Origin of the sequence: Burkholderia seminalis (genome assembly GCF_001718535.1) — a bacterium.
GTDB classification, from domain to species: domain Bacteria; phylum Pseudomonadota; class Gammaproteobacteria; order Burkholderiales; family Burkholderiaceae; genus Burkholderia; species Burkholderia seminalis.
In genome coordinates, this window is sequence record NZ_CP013398.1 from 1,342,885 (window position 1) to 1,362,447 (window position 19,563).

The following is a 19,563-nucleotide window of genomic DNA, read 5'->3' on the forward strand; positions in this document are numbered from 1 at the left end:
ATTCATCCGGAGTGCACATGAAAGACCTGCTGGAAATCGACGGCGCCCGCTTGTGGCGGAGCCTGGCCGACATGGCGCGCGTCGGCGCGACGCCGCGCGGCGGCGTGCGGCGCCTCGCGCTGACCGAGGATGACCGGCGCGGGCGCGACCTGTTCGCGCAATGGTGCCGCGACGCGGGGATGGCGGTGCGCGTCGATGCGGTCGGCAACCTGTTCGCCCGGCGCGACGGCGCCGACGCGCAAGCCGCGCCCGTGCTGATCGGCAGCCATCTCGACACGCAGCCGGAAGGCGGTCGTTTCGACGGCGTCTACGGCGTGCTCGCCGGGCTCGAACTCGTGCGCACGCTGAACGACGCCGGCATCGCGACCGACAAGCCGCTCGAAATCGTGTCCTGGACCAACGAGGAAGGCGCGCGCTTCGCGCCGGCGATGCTCGGCTCGGCCGTGTTTACGGGCGCGCTGCCGCTTGACGACGCGCTCGCGAAGCAGGACGCCGACGGCGTCACGCTCGGCGCGGCGCTCGACGCGTGCGGTTATCGCGGCACGCGCGCGGCGGGCGGCGCGGTCGATGCGTATTTCGAGGCCCATATCGAACAGGGGCCCGTACTCGAGGCCAACGGCACGACGATCGGCGTCGTCACGGGCGGCCAGGCGATTCGCTGGCTCGACGTGACGGTGACGGGCGTGGCCGCGCATGCGGGCACGACACCGATGCCGTATCGCAAGGATGCGTATTTCGCGAGCGCGCAGATCGCGCTCGAACTCGAGCGGATCGTCGCCGGGTACGCGCCGCGCGGGCTCGCGACGATCGGGCAGGCCGGCATCCGCAACGCGTCGCGCAACACGATTGCCGGCGACCTGACGTTCACGGTCGACCTGCGTCATCACGACGATGCCGAAGTCGACGCGATGGAGCGCGACCTGCGCGATGCGTGTGCACGCATCGCCGCCGCCCGCGGCGTGCAGATCGCGATCGACACCTGCTGGCGCAGCCCGGCGACGCCGTTCGACCGCGATTGCGTCGAGCTGGTCGCGCAGGCGGCGGCTGCATTCGGCTATACGAACGAGCGGATCGTCAGCGGCGCCGGCCACGACGCGATCCTGCTCGCGCGCCGCGTCCCGACCGCGATGGTGTTCATTCCGTGCGTCGACGGCCTGTCGCACAACGAAGCCGAGGACGCATTGCCCGACGACGTGACGCGCGGCACGAACGTGCTGCTCCATGCGGTGCTGGCGCGCGCGGGCATCGCGGCGCCGGTCGAAGCGGAGGCGGCCGCGCGCGTGGCGTGACGCGGCGATTCGACGAGGACGAACGATGAAAACCTATTTCCATCCCGAACAACTGCTGCATCATCCGCGCAGCTACCTGTCGCGCGGCCGGATGCGCGAACCGCAGGAAGTGCCCGAACGCGCGGCGCGGCTCGTCGCGGCCGTGCGCGCGCTCGACTTCGACGTGCGCGAGCCGGCCGACCGCGGCACCGCGCCGATCGCGGCCGTGCACGACATGAACTACCTGCGCTTTCTCGAAGAGGCGCACCGCGACTGGCAGCGGATGCCCGACGACTGGGGCGACGAAGTGATGTCGAACGTGTTCGTGCGCGACCCGAACCCGTTGCGCGGCGTGCTCGCGAAAGCCGCGCGCTACCTCGCCGACGGCAGTTGCCCGGTCGGTGCGAACACGTGGCGCGCCGCGTACTGGTCCGCGCAGGACGCGCTCGCGGCCGCGGCCGACGTCAACGACGGCGCGCGCGAGGCCTACGCGCTGTGCCGCCCGCCGGGCCATCACGCGCGCCGCGATGCGGCCGGCGGCTTCTGTTACCTGAACAATGCGGCGATCGCCGCGCAAACGCTGCTGTGCCGCCATCGCCGTGTCGCGATCCTCGACACCGACATGCATCACGGGCAGGGCGTGCAGGAGATCTTCTACGGCCGCGACGATGTGCTGTACGTGTCGATCCACGGCGATCCGACCAACTTCTACCCGGTCGTCGCGGGTTACGAGGAAGAGACGGGCGCGGGCGCCGGCGCCGGCTTCAACCTCAACCTGCCGATGCCGCACGGTGCGCCGGAATCGGTATTCTTCGAGCGGCTCGACGACGCGTTGCGCGCCCTCGCGCGATTCCAGCCCGACGCGCTCGTGCTCGCGCTCGGCTTCGACATCTACCAGGACGACCCGCAATCGCAGGTTGCCGTCACGACCGACGGGTTCGGGCGGCTCGGCGGCGCGATCGGCGCGCTCGGGTTGCCGACGGTGATCGTGCAGGAGGGCGGCTATCACCTCGACAGCCTCGACGCGAACGCCCGTGCGTTCTTCGGCGGGTTCGGCGAGGCGCGCTGACGCGGACGCCGGCGCGCCGTGGGGAGGGGCCGGATCATCGGCATGCGCTCAAGTTTTCGGCTTGCGCGCCGTCAATTCGCGCATACGCTGGATCAATGCATGAAGGAGAGCCGAACGATGAGCGCAACCGGCCGAATCAAGTATGCGGTGCTCGCGCTGGCGGGCGTGGCGGCGCTCGCGCGTGCCGCGGAGCCATCGATCCCGTTGAGGGTCAGCCTGACGATTCCCGAAACCTGCACGATCGCGCCGGCCGTGCAACCGGGCGTGGACGCGGACATGCCGAGCGTCAGTTGCGCGCACGGCACGCCGTTCCAGGTGAGCCACGTGAGCGTGGCCGGCGCGCGGCCGACGCCGCCGCGCAGCGTCGGCGCGGGCGCGCCGGCCGCGTGGACCGTGATGTTCTGAGCGCCGCGCCGCCAGCCCGCTAGAAGCTGATCGTCGCGGTGATCGTGTCGCTGTAGTTGCCGGGCGCGGGAGTGGTCTGCGCGGGCACCGCGCCGTACACGGTGACGGCCTGCGACGTGCCGGTGCCGACGCCCGTGACGGTCGCGCTTCCGCCCGTGTCGTCGCCCCAGGTGACCGAGTGCGCGGCATCCGTGTACAGCCCGTAGTTGATCGCGCCGCCGCCGCCGCTGCGCTGCATCTGGCGCGCCGTCACATTGCCGCTGCCGCCGCCGTTCAGCGCGATTTTCCACGCGTCGCCGTTCGTGCATTGCGCGGTGATCGAACCGGTCGCCGCGAGCGCGCCCGACAGCACGCTCGCCGTGCCGAAGTTCACGTTGGTCGCGCTGATGTTGCAGTCGTTGATCACGTTCGCGGTTGCGCTGAACGGAAAGGTGCCGTTCGATGCCGTCAGCGACGCGCAGGTCGGCGCACCGAGCAGATAGAACCCCGCGTTGATCGATGTCGTGTTGCCGCCGAACGTCTGCGAGTAGGTCGTCGTGCTGTTGCCGGTGGTCGGCACGGTCGGCTGGTTCGCGGTGATCTGCCCGTAAACCGTGACCGTGGCGCTCGCGCTCGTGCCGAGCGCGGGTTTGACGAGCGTGACCGACGCGGGCGTCGTCCCGGAGTAGACGGAGCCCCACGCGACGGAGTGCGCGGCATCGAGATAGAGGTCGTACTGCATCGCGTTGGTGCCGTTCACGAGGCTGCGCGGGCTCGTGCCGCCGAGATTCAGGCACACGAGCACGTTCGGCGTCAGCGTGACGGCCGACCACGTGCAGGTGACGCTGACGGTGCCGGTCGCGGCGACCGACGCGCGCGTGATCGGGCTGACCGAACCGAAGCTGACCGTCGACGCGGTGGCCGTGCACGTTTCCGCGTGCGCGCGGCTCGACGCGCCGCACCACGCGACGAACGCGACGACGAGCAGCAGCACGGCCCTCATGGCGCCGCCCTGCAGACGAGCGGCCCGACGGTCGGCAGCGTGCCGTTGCCGGGCGCGGTGAACGCGAATGCCGCGACGCAACGCCGCGTGCCGTCATCGATCACGAGATGGTTGTCCGCCTTCAGCCCGTCGATGAACGTGAGCCCGTCGTAGCCGACGATCGTGTCCGCGCCGCTTTCGGCATGATGCACGCGCGCGCCGGCCGGCAGCGGCTTGCCGGCGGCATCGTGCAGGATCACCGACGCCGCGCGATAGCGCGACACGCCGAAATGCGCGATCACGCCCGATCGCGCCTGCGGCACGACCGTCATCGACGTGCGGGCGATCCGCGCGTCGGCCGGCAGCTTCATCGAATCGATCGCGACCTGGTTGTTCTGGTACGCGTTCAGGTCGGGCACGAGCAGATGCCCGGCACGATCGGTCGTGCCGATCACGCGGTTCTCGTGCAGCACCGGGATGCCGGCGACGCCGTCGGTCGACACCAGCGCGAAGCCGTCGTCGATGCGGCGCGACATCTGCAGGCTGCTGTCCATCAACACGAGCGCGCCGCTGACGTCGAGCGATGCGCCCGTCTGGCGGTCGATGCCCTGCGCGGCCGCGATGACTTCGCCCGCGCGGCCGAGATAGCGCACCTGCGCCTGCCGGTAGGGCACGGCGCCCGCGCCGCCGGTCTGCACGCCCCAGCCCCAGCCGCCGTCGTAGTCGGGCGGACGGCTCGCGTCGACCGTGTAGTTCGACTGGCCGCGCTGGCGGCCGACGGTCGCGTTGATCGACGTATTGCGGCCGAGCCCGATGTTCAGCGACACGAATGCGCCGTTCGCGCCCTGCTGCGCGAAATCGCGGTAGGCGCTTACGCTCATCGACGCGAGATCGCCGAAGCTCAGCGTGTACGACACGGTGCCGATCCGCGCGCTCGGGCCTTGCGGCAGCCGGAAGCCGATATAGCTGAGCGACAGCGTCTGGCGGTGCATGAACGGCAGCGCGAGTGTCGCCTGGTCGGTCGCCGACGGCACCGGCGAGCCGTCGCGCGATGCGAGGTCGCCGTAGCGGCCGAACGCGCGGATCGTCTGCGCGTTGATCGAGAAGCGCGGCTCGATCAGCTGGTAGCCGACGCTCACCTGCGTGCCGGAAAAGCGGCCGGCGCTGCCCGCGATCGCGCCGTTCAACACACCCGCATAACCGAGCCGCATCAGCGCGCCGACGCCGGCATTGAGCACGCCGCCGGTCGCTTCCGCATGACCCTCGACGGTCAGCGCGTCGCCGAGGCCGCGCCGCAGCGAGCCGCTGACGGCCGGCCGCGCGTCGTAGTCGAACGACTGCAGCGCGTAGTTGCGGCGCAGGAAGCCGGCCTCGAACGAATAGCTCGACAACCCGGCCGACAACATGCGCGTATCGACGTAGAGCGGCACCGACGTCGCGACCGTGCGCCCGAGCGCGTCGCGCGTGATGACGGTCGCCTGGCCGGCGCCGGTGATGCCCGGCACGTCGTGGATGATGAACGGGCCGCTCGGCACGTTGCCGGTGTATTGCCGCACGTTGTTGATGTACAGGTCGACTGCCGACGGCACCGCGGCCGAGCCCGCGAGCGACGGAATCGGAAACGTCACGAGGTCGGGCCGCAGCGCGAAATTGCTGCGCCACTGGACGCCGCCGAGACGGACCGAACGGGTCCACGCGAGCGATCCGGAAATCGCGTCGCCGATCTGTGTCGTGCTCGGCCGCGCCGGGTCCGAATGGCTCCAGTACGTATCGAAGCGCGTGTAGCGCCGCTGGCCGTTGTAGAAGGACGCGGTGCCGGTGTGGTTGAACACGCCGTTCGGATCGAAGTAGCGCACGTCGGTGTAGAGCGAGAACTGCCGGTCGCCGATCGTCTGCGCGTATGCCTCGTAATTGATCGCGAGCCCGCGCGATGCGGTGGCCGCTTGCGTGGGCGGCAGCGCGCGGCTGTCGACCGCGTACGGGCGGCGCAGTGCGTCGGCCATCTCCAGATCGACGCTCTGGCGTGCCGCGTCGTAGCGGTAACGCAGGCCGGCAATCGTGTCGAGTTCGACCGTCGCCGCGTCGGCGATGCCGAGGCGGTCGGTCGCGAAGCCGATCGTGCGCAGGTCGGCGCCGCTCGCCGACAGTCGGCCGTCGCGTTCGCGGAAGTGCGCGAGCAGCGCCGTATTTTCGCCGTTGACGCTGACTTCGAGGATCACGTCGTGCGTGCGGTCGGTCATCACGAGCGCCGCGGGTTCGTCCGCGCGGGCGCCGCCAAGCACGAGCAGGCGGCCCGCCACGACGGCCGCGAGCACGATGCGGCGGGTGCGTCGCGACGTTCCGCGTCCGTTGGCCGGGCGTGCGCCGGCGCGTGGCGCAGGGGAAGAGGCCGGGCGGCGCACCGGCGGTCTAGCCCGGCGGCTCCACCGCGACGACCGCGCTGGCCGGCTGCGAATTGACGGCCGCCCGCACCGTGACCTTGCCGCCGGGCACGAGACCCGCCGGCAGCGGCGCGCTCCACTGGCCGGTGCGGCCCGCCAGCGCGTAGCCGAGCAGCCCGCGCGTGAGCGGGTACGCACGACCGTCGCCGTTGACGAGTTCGACCGACGCCAGTTGCGCGCGGCGCGTGCCGACGTTGCGCACGCGCAGCACCCAGCCTTCGTTGCCGCGCGCGAGCGTCCAGTCGAGTTGCGGCGCGCCGGGGGCTGCCGGTTCGACGAACACCGGAATCGAATAGCGCAGCCGGATCGAGACACCGTTGGTCGGCGCCTCGCCCGGGGGCGGAAGCTCGTCGATCAGCAGCCGGTAGCACTGTTCGACGCCGGAAGGCGCGCGCGAGGCGCGCACGACGCGGATCAACTGCTCGGACTGCGTGCCGACCTCGATCAGCGGCGGGCTCGCGACGAGATCCTGGGTGGGCGTCAGCGTGTCCTGGCCGTCGGCCTGGTCCCAGCGGAATACGCGTACCTGTCCGTACACGGGCCGCTCGCCGGGATTGCGCAGCGTGATGCCGGTGGCCGTGTCGTCGGTGCCGAATTCGATCGTGACGGGGGAAATCTGCAGCGACGCGGCGTGCGCGGCGCCGGCCGCGCACAGCAGCGCGGCGAGCGTTCGACGTATTGCGAGCATGCGAAACGGCGCCGGTCAGAAGTAGACGGTTGCGGTGACGGTCGTCTGATAGGTGTCCGGCTTCGGCGTCGCCTGCGCGGGCACCTGACCGTAGACGGTCAGCGCCTGCGCGGCGCCCGTGCCGGTGCCGGCCACGGTGTTGGTGCCCTGCGTGTTGCCCCAGATCGTCGTGCGCCCGGCGTCCTGGTACAACTGGAAGCCGACGGTCGTCGTCGTATTGCCGGTCGACGTGCCGGCCATCAGGCGGCTCGCGACGCTCGATCCGGTGACCGAACCGGCGTCGAGGCCGACGTTGTACGGCGTCGTGTTGGTACAGGTGACGCTGACGGTCGTCTGCTGGTTGATCGCGGTCGCCAGCACGCCGTTGGTCCCGAAGGCCAGCGGGTTCGCGGCGATCGTGCAGTTCGGCTGCAGGGTCAGCGTGACGTTGAAGGTGGCGGTCGCGGTGCCGTTCGTATAGACGGCCGCGTCGGCGGTGGGTGTCGAAAGGCCGATTGACAGCGCGAGCGACAACGTCGTGGAAGCGATGGCGACTTTCACTCTGATCCCTCATCGGTCGATTTTTCATTGGATTTATGCCGCGCTTCGCACGCCGCAGCACGGTAAATGCTGATACGAATCGATGAGTCTTTCAATCTTAAATTTGGGGTTGTTGTATTTCGTGACGAATGAATGGGTTATTTATTGAATAAATCGGGGAAATATTACGGATTTGGATTTAATTGCCGGATTCCACGCGAAATATTTTGCTGCGACGCGGAAAAGAATGCCTGTCGGGGTGGGGTGCGGCACGATTTTCCGATTGGTTCGGTAAATCGAAGCGGCGAATTCGAATTGGATAATTCATGCGCGCGGTGAAATTGAACGAGCGGCAATGAATCGGTTGGGCGATGTCAGGTATTTAACCGGTTCGTGAATCGATCCGGTCGAAATGATGTCGGGAGACGGATATTCCGGATTTTTCCCGGGTGAAGAGAAAACGGGAATCCGGACGGCGGACGGGAAATGAAAACGGCCGCATTGCGCGGCCGTAGGTGTCCTTGCCGAACCGGGCGGCAGCCCGGGCGAGCCGCGCGTGTCAGTTCGCGGCGGCCGGCGCGCGGCGCTGCGCGATCTGCAGCAGGACGAGTGCGAGTCCGGCTGCGGCGATCAGGCCGCCGACGAGCGGCACCGCCGCGTAGCCGAACCCGGCCGAAATTGCCGCGCCGCCGGCCGCGGCGCCCACCGCATTGCCGAGGTTGAACGCGCCGATGTTGACGGCCGACGCGAGGCCCGGCGCTTCGTGGGCCGCGCGCATCACGCGCATCTGCAGCGGCGGCACGACCGCGAACGTGGCGACGCCCCACACGAGCAGCGTGACGGCCGCGCCGGCATGCGTGCTGGCGAGCAGCGGGAACGCCGCCATCGTCGCGATCAGCAGCAGCAGGAAGCCGATCAGCGTGCCGTCGAGCGAGCGGTCGGCCAGGCGGCCGCCCGCGATGTTGCCGATCGAGAAGCCGACGCCGATCAGCACGAGCATCGCGGTCACGAAGCCGGGCGTCGCGCCGGTCAGGTGTTCGAGCGTCGGTGCGACATACGTGTAGAGCGTGAACATCGCGCCGGCGCCGAGCACCGTCGTGGCGAGCGCACCGAGCACGACCGGGCGCGTCAGCACCGAGAGTTCGGCCCGCAGATCGGGCATCTTGCCGGCCTCGCCCTTCGGCAGCGCGGCGAACAGGCCGGCGATCGCGATCAGGCCGAGGCCCGCGGTCGCCGCGAACGACATGCGCCAGCCGATGATCTGGCCGAGCCAGGTCGCGGCGGGCACGCCGCCCACGTTCGCGATCGTGAGGCCCATGAACATCGTCGCGACGGCGCTTGCCTGCTTGTCGCGCGGCACGAGGCTGGCCGCGACCACCGAGCCGAGCCCGAAGAACGCGCCGTGGTTGAGGCTCGTCACGAGGCGGGCGAGCAGCAGCGTCGTGTAATCCGGCGCGACGGCCGACAGCAGGTTGCCGATCGTGAAGATCGACATCAGCGCGATCAGCGCCGAGCGGCGCGACCAGCGGGCGAGCAGCAGCGTCATCAGCGGCGCGCCGACCATCACGCCGATCGCATACGCGCTGATCAGCATGCCGGCCTGCGGAATCGACACGTGCACGCCGTCGGCGATCACGGGCAGCAGGCCCATCGGCGAGAACTCGGTCGTGCCGATGCCGAACGCGCCGGCGGCGAGCGCCAGCAGCGGCAGCGCGGCGCTGCCGCCGGGGCGGGAAGGAGAGGAAGTCGTGGTGTTCACGCGATGGGCTCCTGTATTCGTGGGTGACGGCACGGGGCCGTTGCGGACAGGGCGAAGTGTGCCTGGATTATTTTTGCGGAAAAAGCCGGATTGGAACGAAATTATCTTGATTCCATGTCAACAATACGGAGCGCGCGCGGTGTGCCCGCCAGGCCGTGGGCGTTGCGCCGGCGAGGCAGGCGAACGACGGTGTCGGTGGTGAAAGGTATGGGTAAGGTGGAAATCGGATTGTCCTGCCGCGCGCCGCGATTCGGTGACGGTTTGCGGCGGACGGGCGGGCCGTCCGGCATCGCATGCCGCACGTTGCCCGGCAACCGTGCGGTGACGGGCGGCGGGGCAGCCAGGGCCCGTCGACCGGGCGCCTTCCATCCCGTGAAACAGACCTCGCGCCACGGCTGGAAACCCTTTACAGGCAAGGCGCAAGCGAAAAAAGCCCCGACCACAGGGGGACCGTGGCCGGGGCGAAAACGCATCCTCTCTTTGGCACGAGGGTTGGATGCGGGCGCAGTATATTTCGGGCCATGACAATTCGAAGCGGCGTTAAACGGCGGTTTTTGGTGCCAATTTAAAAATTCCGGCGCCGCGGCGTGGATTGTCGGGGTTTTGAAAGATTTTTCGCTGGCACGGCCATCTTGTTTAGCGCGATGAGGCCGCCAAAACGGCGAATCAGCAGAGGGGGGCGTCGCGCGTCGGCTGGCGTGCGGATCGCCTTGCCTGACCGGATGCCGGGCTGGCCCGGCGCCCGGTGCAGGGTCAACCCGCTTCGTCGGCCGCGTCGCGCACGGCCGCGAGAAACCGCGCGACGATCGGCGAGGGCGCCGCCGCCGCGCCATCGAACACGAATTCGATGTCGAAGCGGCTCGCGAGCTCGTCGAGCGCGACGAGCCTGACCGTGTGCGGGCAGGTCGGCGACGCGCTTTCCGGCACGAACGCGCATCCCATTCCGGCCGCGACGAGGCCGATCAGCGTCGGGATGTCGCTGCCGACCTGCGCGATGCGCGGCGTGAAGCCGGCCTGCTGGCACTGCGCCATCAGGAACCGGTGGTGCGCGGCCGAGCGCTGCGCGTCGAACCAGACGAACGGTTCGTCCGCGACGTCGGCCAGCGTGCGCGGCGCATTGAAGCGGCCGCCCGGCGGCGCGGGCATCGCGAGCACGAAGCGGTCGCTCAGCAGCCGCACGCCCGACAGGTGCGGCGCCTCGTCGCGGCGCCACGCCATGATCCCGGCGTCGAGCTGGCCGCGCATCAGCGCGCTCGCCTGTTCGGCCGACAGCATCGGCGCGATCGACAGCTGCACGTCCGGGCACGCGTCGCGAAACGCCTTGAGCACCTTCGCGACGATCGGCAGCGGCAGGCAGTTCGGCAGCGCGCCGAGCCGCAGTTCGCCGAGCTGGCCGGCCGCGCTGCGCAACGCGCGTTCGCGGCTGTCCTGCACCGTTGCGAGCAGGCCGGTCGCATCCTTCAGGAAGCTCGCGCCGGCCGCGGTGAGCGTGACGCCCGTCGCGCGTCGGATCAGCAACGGCGTGCCGATCGCGTCCTCGAGCTCGCGGATCTGCCGCGACAGCGCGGGCTGGACGATGCCGGCCGCGCGGGCGCCTGCCATCACGCTGCCGGCCTGGGCGACAGCCACGAAATAGCGCAGGTGACGCAGTTCGATCTGGCGCATGCGATGTTCGTCCGGGTTCGTCGATATACCTGTGGAGCATAGCAAATACCATTCGATGGTATTGGAAAGCATGGCAGGCCTGCCGTACGATGACCGTCATGGGCGCACGCGCTGGCTCGCGAGTCGCGTGCGCTTCCTCCGTCTCCACTGAGCCTTGTCCGATGCCGCTTCATATCCCGACTCCTTATATCCGCTCGCAAATCGCGTCCCGCCGGCTCGGCCGGACGATCCGGCTGAAGCTCGACGCGCTGCAGCCATCGGGCTCGTTCAAGCTGCGCGGCATCGGCGCCGTCTGCGAAGCGCGGCACGCGGCCGGCGCGCGGCGATTCGTGTCGTCGTCGGGCGGTAACGCGGGCATCGCGGTCGCGTATTGCGGCCGCGTGCTCGGCGTGCCGGTACGCGTCGTCGTGCCGGAAAGCGCCTCGGCGCGCGCGCGTGAGCTGATTCGTGTCGAAGGCGCCGAGGTGGTCGTGCATGGCGCGAGCTGGGCCGAGGCAAACGCGTTTGCGCAATCGGCGCTCGGCGAGCACGATGCGTTCGTCCATCCGTTCGACGATCCCGTGCTGTGGCAGGGGCACGCGACGATGATCGACGAGATGGCGGCCGCCGGGCCGAAGCCCGGTGCGGTGGTGCTCGCGGTCGGCGGGGGCGGCCTGCTGTGCGGCGTGCTCGAAGGGCTCGCGCGCAACGGCTGGCACGACGTGCCGGTCGTCGCGGCCGAAACGGAAGGCGCCGACTGCTATGCGCGCTCGGTCGCGCAGGGGCGTCCGGTCGAACTCGCGGCAATCGCGAGCATCGCGACGTCGCTCGGCGCGAAGCGGCCATGCGATGCGGCAGTCGAATGGGCGACGCGGCACGCGATCCATCCCGTCGTCGTGTCCGATGCGGACGCGGTGGCCGCGTCGCTGCGGTTCGTCGACGAACACCGGATCGTCGTCGAACCCGCATGCGGCGCCGCGCTGGCTGCGCTCGAGCGGCCGGTGCCGGTGCTTGCGTCGGCGTCGGACATCGCGGTGATCGTCTGCGGCGGCGTGACGGCGTCCGTCGAGCAGCTGCAGACGCTGCGCGCGACGTTGCGGTAAGGCGGGCGCGCCGCAGGCAGGGCGCTCACGCCGCCCGATGGCGGAAACTGCTGCGGTGAATAACGCGGAAGGCGGGCGTATCGTCGTGCCGAGCCGTATGCAGCCGGGCGCGACGACACGGCGGCCCGGTCAGTTCGCGGCCGGTGCGCTCGCGCCGGACGGCGCGGACGATGCGACAGGGTTGGCGGTGGCGGGCGCCGGCGATGCGCTCGACGGCGCGGATGCCGATGCGGGGGCGGATGCCGCGGACGCAGGTGCAGGTGCAGGGGCAGGCGCGGGCACGGTCGACGCCGGCTTGCCAGCGGCCGGTGCCGGAACGGCGGGCGTCGACGCCGCGGCGGCAGGCGCGGCCGCCGGGCTGGCAGCCGATGCAGGCGTGGCAGCCGACGCGGCAGCGGAAGCCGGCGCAGGCACGGAACCGGCGGAAGCCGCAGCCGGTGCGGCAACCGGCTGCGAACCCGACGCCGCTCCCGGCGCGGCGGCACGCACCGCGGCCGGCACGGCGACGGCCGACGCCGCGGCAGGCACGGCATGCGCACCCGACTCGGGTGCGACACCCGGCACCGACAGCGGCACCGGCGCCGCGGGCGGCGTCGGCACGACCGGCGTCGTCATCTTCAGCGGTTCGCCCTGCGGCGTCGGCGCGGGTTCCGGCAGCGGCGTGACGGGTTCCTTCTCGGCGGCCTTCACGGTCGCGCGATCGCGGCGCGCCGGGTCGATCTTCAGGAAATGGTCGACGAGATTGAAGAAGCGCTCATAGAACACGCCGGCCGGAATCGTCTCGCTCGCGGTCTTGACGAGCGCGTCGTCGCTCGACCCGATCGGCAGCGACAGCGAGCCGAACACGCTCAAGCCCACGCTGGCCGACGTATTCGACTTCTTCAGCGTGTACCGGTCCTGCACGGCGTTCACGTACGCGATGCTCGACGTGCCGTCGGCGTTCGCATCCGCGCACACGACGTGAAATTCGATCACGACGTGCATGTCGTTGCTCGGCTGGAAATTCTTGCTGCCGTCGACCGCATCGTTGCGCGACGACGACACCACATAACCCTGGCTCAGCAGCGCGCGCCGCGCGGCCTCGCAGGCCGCGTCGGATTTCGAGTGGAACGTATGCGCATACGGGCTGCTGGTCGCGTCGAACTGTTCCTGCTGGTAGATCGGCTTGGGCGGCGACGAGCACGCAGCCAGCACGGTCGCGGCCGCGAGTGCGCACGAAACGGAAAACAGGCGAAATCGGTTGTGCATGGCGTCTTTCAGAAGGCTTGGCGAGCGGCCGCGCAACGGCGGTGCCTGGATGAGGCGTGCGGCAATCTCGTAAGGCCGGGGCGCCATTATAGTTTCGTTTGATGTCGCGCTCGCTTCAGTCGGCCGGCGCGACGCGCACCGCGGCCAGCAATTGCGACGTCAGCGGATGATGTTCGCCGCGCCGCGAGCGGATCGCGTGGATCTCCTCGGTCACGTCGCCCGCCCGCCCGAGCCGCCGCAACCCGCTCAGCAGCGACGCATCGTTCGCGCCGAGTTCGCTGAGCGGAAACACGCCGAGGCCGCGCGCCGCGAACACGGCCATCAGCGCGCTGTCCTCGAATTCCCCGGTCACGCGCGGCACGATCCGCTCGCCTTCCAGCCACCGGTCGAGGCGCGCGCGCAGCGCCGAATGCGCGGTCGGCAGCAGCACGGGCAGGTCGGCCAGGCACTGCGGAAAGCGCTGCCGCGCGGCCGGCGTGACGAGCGCCGCGGGCCCGTACCAGTCGACCGGCGATGCGACGAGCCGCTCGCTCGTCACGCGCAGGTTCGACCCCGACGGCGCGCCCTGGCCGGCCAGCACGAGATCGAGGTGATGCAGCGCGAGCTCCGCGAGCAGCGCATCGTGCTCGCCCTCGTGGCACAGCAGCCGCAACGTCGGCGTGTCGAGCACCGGCGCGAGGATCGCGTGCGCGGCGAGCTTCGAAATGCCGTCCGCGAGCCCGACCGCGAGCCGCACGGTCGGCTGGCTGGCCGCCGCGCGCACTTCGTCGGGAATCAGCCGCCCCATCTCGAAGATGACTTCGGCGCGCGCAAACGCGGCCTGTCCCGCGTCGGTCATCGTGACGCCGCGCCCGGCCGGGCGCAGCAATTGGTGCCCGAGCGATTTCTCGAGCTCGCGCACCTGCGCGCTGATCGTCTGCACGGCCATGTCGAGCCGGCCGGCCGCGCGCGCGAAGCCGCCTTCCTTCACGACGACCCAGAAATAGTACAGATGTCGAAAATTGAGCATCGGATCGATATATCGAAAAAACCGAACTTAAGTTCAGATTTTCGCTGATTTTTTCGAAGTACGGGGCGGCATATCATCGGGCTTTCCACTTTCCAATCGGCCCATTTCATGGACTACCTGCTGACGCTTGCCGCCGACCCCGCCGTCTGGGCCGCGCTCCTGACGCTCGTCGTGATGGAAGTCGTGCTCGGCATCGACAACCTGATCTTCATCTCGATCCTCAGCAACAAGCTGCCCGAGGCGCAGCGCGCCCGCACGCAGCGCCTCGGCATCGCACTCGCGCTGGTGATGCGCCTGGCGCTGCTCGGCAGCGTCGCGTGGATCGCGAGCCTGACCGAACCCGTGTTCACGCTGTTCGACCATGCGTTCTCGTGGCGCGACATGATCCTGCTGTCGGGCGGCCTGTTCCTCGTGTGGAAGGCGACCACCGAGATCCATCACCACGTGTCGCACGACGGCGGCGGCGAGGGCGGGGCGGGCGGCGCGGCCGGGCTGACGGTGTGGGCCGCCATCGGCCAGATCGTGATGCTCGACATCGTGTTCTCGATCGACAGCATCGTGACGGCGATCGGCATGACCGAGCACATCCCGATCATGTTCGTCGCGGTGATCGTCGCCGTGACCGTGATGCTGTTCGCCGCGCAGCCGCTCGCACGCTTCATCGACCGCAACCCGACCATCGTGATGCTGGCGCTGTCGTTCCTGGTCGTGATCGGCATGACGCTGATCGCCGAAGGTTTCGGTTCGCACGTGCCGAAGGGGTACATCTACGCGGCGATGGCGTTCTCGGCGTTCGTCGAGGGCATGAACATGCTGGCGCGGCGCGCGAAGGCGAAGCGCGCGGCGCAAGTCGATGGCGACTGAGTCGCCGCGCGTGACGCCGGCTGCCGCGGCTGCCGGCGCGCGCGCTGCATACGGAATCCGGACGAGATTCGCACGGAAAGGAGAAACGCGATGAAATGCCCTGTCTGCAAGACGCCCGACCTGCTGATGGCCGAGCGCCAGTCGATCGAGATCGACTACTGTCCGACGTGCCGCGGCGTATGGCTCGACCGCGGCGAGCTCGACAAGCTGATCGCCCGCGAAACCGGCGACGCGCCGGCTCGCCGCGCCGATCCGCCGGCACAGCACGCCGCATCGGCGCAGCACGGTCGCGACGATGGCTGGGGGCGCGACGGCCGCTCGCGCGACGAGCGTTACCGGCACGACGGCCAGCGTCGCAAGAAGTCGGTGTTCGACCTGTTCGATTTCGATTGAATCCGGATCCGGCGTGCCTGCACGCACGCCGGGCCGCCGATCAACAAAGAAGCCCCGCCCGGCATCGCGCCGGGCGGGGCTTCTTTCATGCGTGCCGCGACACGTCGCGACTCACGCCGACGCTTACGCGTGGCCGGCCGTCACGTCGATACGGCGCGGGCGCGTTTCCTCGCGGCGCGGAATCGTCAGCGTCAGCACGCCGTCGCGCAGGTTCGCGTCGATCCGCGACGTGTCGAGGTCGGGACTCAGCACGAACGAGCGCGCATAGCGGGTCGCGCGCACTTCCGCGTGCCGCACGCGCAGGTCGGCCGGCGTGTCGATGTGCGTGTCCGCTTCGATCGTCAGCGTGTTGTCGTGCACCTTCACGTCGAGGTTCTCGCGCGGCACGCCGGGAAGATCGGCCCGCAGCGTGACGCCGCGAGGGGTCTCGACGATGTCGACGTTCGGCGTGATCGCGGGTCGACGCGCGGCCTCGGCGGCGGCAGGATGAACGGGTTTCGTTTGGCGTTCGGCCTGGGTCGGGTTCGTATACATGTCGGTATCCTGAAGATTACTGAACGGTGATCGCACGCGGCTTCGAGGCTTCGCGCCGGCCGACGCGAATCAGCAGGCAGCCGTTTTCGTAGCGCGCGGTGACCTGGTCGGGATCCGCGTCGCGCGGCAGCTCGACGACGCGGCGGAAGGCGCCGTGAAAACGCTCCTGCGCGTAGGTCCGCACGTCTTCGCCTTCGATGCCCGGCGCCGGCTTGCGCTCGCCGCTGACGGTCAGCAGGTCCTTGTCGATCGATACGTCGAAGTCGCCCGCGGCCATGCCGGGTGCGAACGCGACGATCTCGATCGCATTGTCGGTGGCGCCGACGTTGAGTGCCGGGAACGTGCCGTGCCGCACCGCGCGGATGCCGGTCGGGCGTTCGCCGAGCAGGTTCGCCACTTGCCGCTGCACGCGGGCGAATTCGTCGAACAGGTCGTTGCCGAAATGGATACCGCTCATGGGGGTCCTCCTGAACAGGGAACACGGGAGACGTGACGGCGCGACGCCTGCGGCGGGCGCGACGGGGGCTCCACTGGATCGAAACGGAGGCAGTGCAACGGATGAGGCACTGCCCGACGACGGGTAATTAGTGGCCGCCATCGCGCATTTCAAGAGGGAATCCGCAATCCGCGTCAACGCATGCGCACGGGATTCGATGCGACAATCGCCGCGAGCTATCCGCAGAACAACCACACGGGACAACCATGGACATTCGACGTATCGCGATCGTCGGCGCCGGCGTGATCGGCGCGAGCTGGGCGGCTTTCTATCTGACGCAGGGTTTCGACGTCGTCGCGACCGATCCGGCGCCGCAAGCCGACGCGCGGCTGCGCGACGCGCTGGCCGCGTTTCTCGGCGAGCGTGCCGCCGAACTTTCCTCGCGGTTGTCGTTCGACGCCGATCTGGTGCGCGCGCTCGACGGCGTCGACTTCGTGCAGGAGAACGGCCCGGAGCGGCTCGACCTGAAGCGTGCGCTGTACCGCCAGATGGACGACGTGCTGCCCGCGCACGTACCGATCGCATCGAGCTCGTCGGGCCTGAAGATGTCCGACATCCAGACCGCGTGCGCGAAGCATCCGGAGCGTTGCCTGATCGCGCATCCGTTCAATCCGCCGCACCTGATTCCGCTCGTCGAGCTGGTCGGCGGCGATGCGACCGGCCAGGACGTGATCGCGCGCGTTAAGGATTTCTACGACGCGCTCGGCAAGCAGACGATCGTCCTCAACAAGGAGATGACCGGCCACGTCGCGAACCGGCTCGCGGCCGCGCTGTTCCGCGAGGTGTATCACCTCGTCGGCGAAGGCGTCGTGAGTGTCGCCGATGCGGACAAGGCCGTCGCGTGGGGGCCCGGCTTGCGCTGGGGGCTGATGGGGCAGTGCCTGACCTATCACCTCGGCGGCGGCGCGGGCGGGATCGCGCACTTCCTCGAACACCTGTCGGGGCCGATCGCGAGCTGGTGGGACGACCTCGGCACGCCCTCGTTCGATCCGGAGGTCGATCGCCAACTGAACGAAGAACTGCGCGCGATCCAGGGCGAGCGTTCGATGCAGGCGCTGGCGGCCGAGCGCGACCGCTTGCTCGTCGAGCTGATCGATGCGCGGCGCCGCAGCTTCCTGCCCTGAGCGCGCGGCTTATTGCTGCGACGCGGCCTGCGGTGCGGGCGGCGCATGCGCGAGCCAGGCAGGGCTCGCGGCCTGCACGAGTTCGCGGTTGCGTGCCCGCGTGGCGGCATCCGGCGGGTAGTTGCCGTCGTTCGTCGGCAGTTCGCCGTCGAGATAGGCCTGCTTGAGCTGGTCGATGACTTCCGCGCGTGTCAGGCCCTGGGCGGGCGCCGACGCGTCGGTTTGCGCAAAGGCGGGGGACAGCAGCGCGGCTGCGGCGGTCGCGACGGCGAATCGCAAGACGTTCATGGTGGGCTCCGATCAAGGGACGGGGTACCGGATGCGCGCGGCGATCGCCGTGCCTGCCGATGGGTCCCATTGTCGCGAGCGGGTGCTGCGCGGACGATGACGCGTTCCGGGCAAAGCTGTCAGGTGCGGGCGCGGCCGTGCATGCGCGCGGCGCGCCCGGTGCGCCCGGTGCGGTTACAACCCGGCCGCCGCCGCGATCAGCGTGGCTTCGAGCGCGAGCGTCGAGCGCGACGCGGCTGCCGGCCGGTCGATCACGTATTCGAGTTCGCCGAGTTCGGGCAGCCCCGCGTCGAGCCGGGCGAGTCCGGCCGGGATCACGTAGCCGGCGAACGCGCTGACGCCGAGCCCCGCGCTCGCGGCCGCGCGCAATACCGCGACGCTGCTGCTGACCACCGCGATCCGGTACGGCCGCCCGATGGCCTCGAGCGATTCGAGCACGCGGCGGCGCGACACGCTCGGCTCCGGATGCATCGCGAGCGGCAGCACGGCCTCGTGGCCGGTGAGCCGCGATTCGGGGCCGGTGCACCAGTACAGCGGTTCGCTGCGGATCACGCGGCCGCGCCGGCTGCCCGCGATACGCTTCGCGAACACCAGGTCGTGCCGGCCCTCGTCGAGCGCATCGAACAGGTCGCCCGACAGCCCGGTCGAGATCGCGAGCTCGACGTCCGGATTGCGCTGCACGAAGCTCGCGAGCGCGGCCGTCAGGTGGGCGGACGCGAAATCCTCCGACATCGCGAGCCGCACCTTGCCCGACAGCGGCGGCCCGCACACCGACGTGACGGCTTCGTCCATCAGCTCGAGGATGCGCACCGCGTAGCGGAACAGCGCGTCACCGTGCTGCGACAGGTGCACGTTGCGCGTGTCGCGTTCGAACAGCGGCCGGTCGAGCAGCTCCTCGAGGCGGCGGATGTGCTGGCTGACGGTCGACTGCGACAGGCTCACGCGCTCGGACGCGGCGGTGAAGCTGCCGGATTGGGCGACGGCGACGAAGCTGCGCAGCAGCTCGGGCGGTAACGGACGCATTGCTAAATCCACTGAATCGGTTTCGACAACTTCATAAATGGCGGGAATCGGCGGCGCTAGTATCGGATCACGCGCCAGTGCGGCCCGCAACGGGGGCACCGGCGCGTAGCCCGCGTCGTGCCGGCGGCTGCCTCGATCAGTCTACGGCATCCGGCGTCCGGCCCGAAACCGCATCATCCCATCGACCGCCCGAGAACAGGCCCGCCAGACGGGCCGCCGGGCCGCGGCGCACCGCCGCAGGAGACAAGTCCGTGCACGGGATCGCCGTGCGGGGCCGGCTCCCGCGTGCGTCCGGCGCCCGTCACGAAGAGACTGGAGACGACTCATGATCATCTACGGAACCGCGCTGCTGGCGTTTTGCCATCTGGCCGGACTGTTTCTCGGCGACCTGCTCGGCAGCGCGATCGGCGTGAAGACCAATGTCGGCGGCGTCGGCATCGCGATGCTGCTGCTGATCTGCCTGCGCCTGTGGCTGCACCGGCGCGGCTGGCTGCCGAAGGAGACCGAGGCCGGCGTCGGTTTCTGGGGCGCGATGTACATTCCGGTCGTCGTCGCGATGGCCGCGAACCAGAACGTCGTCGCCGCGCTGAAGGGCGGTCCCGTCGCGCTGCTGGCCGCCGTCGGCGCGGTTGCGATCTGCGCATGCTGCATCGCGGTACTGGTGCGCACCGGGCGCGACGACACGGCCTTCGCGGGCGTGCCGCAATTCGAAGAACAGTGACGGAGG

20 protein-coding genes are annotated in these 19,563 nt (G+C 69.7%); 8 read left to right on the top strand and 12 right to left on the bottom strand.

The annotated features are described in order from the left end of the window. The first annotated feature begins 17 nt into the window (after window positions 1–17). The 3 genes from WJ12_RS06140 (at window position 18) to WJ12_RS06150 (ending at window position 2,742) form a co-directional block, all read left to right on the top strand. Window positions 18–1,289, top strand: coding sequence for a Zn-dependent hydrolase (locus WJ12_RS06140; RefSeq protein WP_059560576.1), 1,272 nt, complete (start codon window positions 18–20; stop codon window positions 1,287–1,289). Between the two features lie 25 nt (window positions 1,290–1,314). After that, window positions 1,315–2,337 carry a histone deacetylase family protein gene (locus WJ12_RS06145; protein ID WP_059560573.1) on the top strand — a complete coding sequence of 341 codons (1,023 nt, stop codon included), beginning with the start codon at window positions 1,315–1,317 and terminating at the stop codon, window positions 2,335–2,337. Window positions 2,338–2,454: 117 nt separating this feature from the next. Further along, window positions 2,455–2,742 carry a hypothetical protein gene (locus tag WJ12_RS06150; protein ID WP_141727440.1) on the top strand — a complete coding sequence of 96 codons (288 nt, stop codon included), beginning with the start codon at window positions 2,455–2,457 and terminating at the stop codon, window positions 2,740–2,742. A 19-nt stretch (window positions 2,743–2,761) separates the two neighbouring features. Here WJ12_RS06150 and WJ12_RS06155 read toward each other — a convergent pair whose 3' ends face one another. The 6 genes from WJ12_RS06155 to WJ12_RS06180 all read right to left on the bottom strand — a co-directional run bounded on the left by WJ12_RS06155 (window position 2,762) and on the right by WJ12_RS06180 (window position 10,775). Then, entirely contained in the window at window positions 2,762–3,724 is a 963-nt protein-coding gene (locus WJ12_RS06155) for a Csu type fimbrial protein (protein ID WP_059560568.1), read from the bottom strand. Further along, entirely contained in the window at window positions 3,721–6,105 is a 2,385-nt protein-coding gene (locus WJ12_RS06160; protein ID WP_059560565.1) for a fimbria/pilus outer membrane usher protein, read from the bottom strand. The genes WJ12_RS06155 and WJ12_RS06160 overlap by 4 nt, the downstream gene beginning before the upstream one ends. Window positions 6,106–6,112: 7 nt before the next feature. After that, window positions 6,113–6,832, bottom strand: a complete 720-nt coding sequence (locus WJ12_RS06165; RefSeq protein ID WP_049034610.1) for a fimbrial biogenesis chaperone — start codon at window positions 6,830–6,832, stop codon at window positions 6,113–6,115. A gap of 15 nt (window positions 6,833–6,847) precedes the next feature. Further along, the gene (locus WJ12_RS06170) at window positions 6,848–7,345 is read right to left on the bottom strand and encodes a Csu type fimbrial protein (protein WP_049034614.1); all 498 of its coding nucleotides are present in this window, start codon (window positions 7,343–7,345) and stop codon (window positions 6,848–6,850) included. 565 nt (window positions 7,346–7,910) lie between these two features. Further along, the gene (locus tag WJ12_RS06175; protein ID WP_059560562.1) at window positions 7,911–9,110 is read right to left on the bottom strand and encodes an MFS transporter; all 1,200 of its coding nucleotides are present in this window, start codon (window positions 9,108–9,110) and stop codon (window positions 7,911–7,913) included. A 753-nt stretch (window positions 9,111–9,863) separates the two neighbouring features. After that, window positions 9,864–10,775, bottom strand: a complete 912-nt coding sequence (locus WJ12_RS06180) for a LysR family transcriptional regulator (protein WP_059560560.1) — start codon at window positions 10,773–10,775, stop codon at window positions 9,864–9,866. Window positions 10,776–10,936: 161 nt separating this feature from the next. Here WJ12_RS06180 and WJ12_RS06185 point away from each other — a divergent pair, with 161 nt between their 5' ends. Next, window positions 10,937–11,857, top strand: coding sequence for a pyridoxal-phosphate dependent enzyme (locus WJ12_RS06185; RefSeq protein ID WP_059560556.1), 921 nt, complete (start codon window positions 10,937–10,939; stop codon window positions 11,855–11,857). A 129-nt stretch (window positions 11,858–11,986) separates the two neighbouring features. Here the strand turns inward: WJ12_RS06185 and WJ12_RS06190 are convergent, their stop codons facing one another. After that, window positions 11,987–13,105: a DUF2242 domain-containing protein gene (locus tag WJ12_RS06190; protein ID WP_059560746.1), complete on the bottom strand. Its 1,119-nt coding sequence runs from the start codon at window positions 13,103–13,105 to the stop codon at window positions 11,987–11,989. A 115-nt stretch (window positions 13,106–13,220) separates the two neighbouring features. Beyond that, window positions 13,221–14,114: a LysR family transcriptional regulator gene (locus tag WJ12_RS06195; RefSeq protein WP_034186623.1), complete on the bottom strand. Its 894-nt coding sequence runs from the start codon at window positions 14,112–14,114 to the stop codon at window positions 13,221–13,223. Between the two features lie 108 nt (window positions 14,115–14,222). Here WJ12_RS06195 and WJ12_RS06200 point away from each other — a divergent pair, with 108 nt between their 5' ends. Together WJ12_RS06200 and WJ12_RS06205 are read left to right on the top strand one after the other, a co-directional pair. Continuing rightward, on the top strand, window positions 14,223–14,978 hold the full coding sequence (locus WJ12_RS06200) for a TerC family protein (protein ID WP_034186624.1): 756 nt from the start codon (window positions 14,223–14,225) through the stop codon (window positions 14,976–14,978). A 90-nt stretch (window positions 14,979–15,068) separates the two neighbouring features. Further along, window positions 15,069–15,371: a TFIIB-type zinc ribbon-containing protein gene (locus WJ12_RS06205; RefSeq protein WP_034186625.1), complete on the top strand. Its 303-nt coding sequence runs from the start codon at window positions 15,069–15,071 to the stop codon at window positions 15,369–15,371. A gap of 123 nt (window positions 15,372–15,494) precedes the next feature. On the opposite strand, the gene WJ12_RS06210 is transcribed toward WJ12_RS06205, so the two are convergent. Continuing rightward, window positions 15,495–15,905: an Hsp20/alpha crystallin family protein gene (locus WJ12_RS06210; protein ID WP_059560553.1), complete on the bottom strand. Its 411-nt coding sequence runs from the start codon at window positions 15,903–15,905 to the stop codon at window positions 15,495–15,497. Window positions 15,906–15,921: 16 nt separating this feature from the next. Beyond that, window positions 15,922–16,362 (bottom strand): Hsp20/alpha crystallin family protein, encoded by a 441-nt coding sequence (locus WJ12_RS06215; RefSeq protein WP_069245605.1) that lies wholly within the window; start codon window positions 16,360–16,362, stop codon window positions 15,922–15,924. A 245-nt stretch (window positions 16,363–16,607) separates the two neighbouring features. Between WJ12_RS06215 and WJ12_RS06220 the strand changes: the two genes are divergently transcribed. Further along, window positions 16,608–17,525 carry a 3-hydroxyacyl-CoA dehydrogenase NAD-binding domain-containing protein gene (locus WJ12_RS06220; RefSeq protein ID WP_034186628.1) on the top strand — a complete coding sequence of 306 codons (918 nt, stop codon included), beginning with the start codon at window positions 16,608–16,610 and terminating at the stop codon, window positions 17,523–17,525. A 9-nt stretch (window positions 17,526–17,534) separates the two neighbouring features. Here WJ12_RS06220 and WJ12_RS06225 read toward each other — a convergent pair whose 3' ends face one another. After that, window positions 17,535–17,813, bottom strand: coding sequence for a DUF4148 domain-containing protein (locus tag WJ12_RS06225; protein ID WP_049031214.1), 279 nt, complete (start codon window positions 17,811–17,813; stop codon window positions 17,535–17,537). A gap of 174 nt (window positions 17,814–17,987) precedes the next feature. Beyond that, window positions 17,988–18,836: a LysR substrate-binding domain-containing protein gene (locus tag WJ12_RS06230; protein WP_059560550.1), complete on the bottom strand. Its 849-nt coding sequence runs from the start codon at window positions 18,834–18,836 to the stop codon at window positions 17,988–17,990. 325 nt (window positions 18,837–19,161) lie between these two features. Between WJ12_RS06230 and madL the strand changes: the two genes are divergently transcribed. Next, window positions 19,162–19,557, top strand: coding sequence for a malonate transporter subunit MadL (gene madL / locus WJ12_RS06235; RefSeq protein WP_034186756.1), 396 nt, complete (start codon window positions 19,162–19,164; stop codon window positions 19,555–19,557). The last annotated feature ends 6 nt before the right edge of the window (window positions 19,558–19,563 follow it).